Raw genomic sequence first — 912 nt, 5'->3', positions numbered from 1 at the left:
CGCCCGCAACCGCCCGAAGGCCAGTACGTGCGCCGGGGTGGGGTCGTGGGACGGTGCGGGTACCGCGGTGTCGACGATCCCGGCCAGCAGGGATGCCGGCAGCCGGGCCGGGAAGAGCCACCGGCGCCAGAAGCGGGCGAGGACGTCGGTGTCGGGTGGGAGGCCCATGGCGCCGATGAGGTCCAGCCGCCGGGCCCGCTCCTCCGGCGAGCAGTCCGCGAGGAGGTGGAGCGCGGCTTCCCGCCAGCGCAGCGAGGTGAGCTGGGGCCGCAGTTCGCGCAGGCGGTCCGCGACCAGTGCCTCCAGTGCGTCGTCCCGCTCCAGCGCCCGGCCGACGTCCGGTACCGGGAGGTCGAGGGTGCGCAGCGAGCGGATCATCCGCAGCCGGCCCAGTGCCTCCGTACCGTAACGGCGGTGACCTCCGGAGCTGCGGCCGGTCTCGGGCAGTAGTCCCTGGTCGGAGTAGAAGCGGACGGTCTTCACGGTGACGCCCGCCCGCGCGGCGAGTTCCCCGATGCTCCACGAAGTACTGCCGGTCACGCCTTGAACCTCCTCCAGGGGGAGTTCCTACGGTAGCGGCGCGCGCGGCCGGGGACACGGTCGCGCCGGACCAGTGGGAGGAGTCGGGGATGACAGTGGACACAGGGACCGAGGCCGCGTTCGTCCTGGTGCCGGAGGCGCACACGGGGGACTGGGTGTGGGCGCGGGTGGCGGCGGTGCTGCGGCGCGTGGGGGCACGGGTGTTCTGCGCGACGCTCGCAGAGGGTGGTTCCGTCGTCCCGGCCGACCTGGAGACGCACATCGCGGAGGTGATCCGCCAGGTGGACGCGGCGGGCGAGCGCGTGGTGCTGGTCGGGCACGGCTACGGACTGCTGCCGGCTCTGGGCGCCGCCGACCGGCGCCGGGACCGGG

1 protein-coding gene and 1 pseudogene are annotated in these 912 nt (G+C 74.6%); one reads left to right on the top strand and one right to left on the bottom strand.

Features of this window, described 5'->3' with window-relative positions; all coding sequences use genetic code 11:
* Positions 1 to 540 (bottom strand): MerR family transcriptional regulator (locus tag CCN33_RS30515; RefSeq protein WP_140394778.1); only part of this gene is annotated, 540 nt, incomplete at its 3' end.
* An 89-nt stretch (positions 541 to 629) separates the two neighbouring features.
* Here CCN33_RS30515 and CCN33_RS32600 point away from each other — a divergent pair.
* Positions 630 to 912: pseudogene (locus CCN33_RS32600) on the top strand (alpha/beta hydrolase); the annotation flags it as partial.

The organism is Streptomyces recifensis (assembly GCF_002154615.1).
GTDB classification, from domain to species: Bacteria; Actinomycetota; Actinomycetes; order Streptomycetales; family Streptomycetaceae; genus Streptomyces; species Streptomyces griseoluteus.
This window is presented reverse-complemented; position numbering and strand designations above follow the sequence as displayed.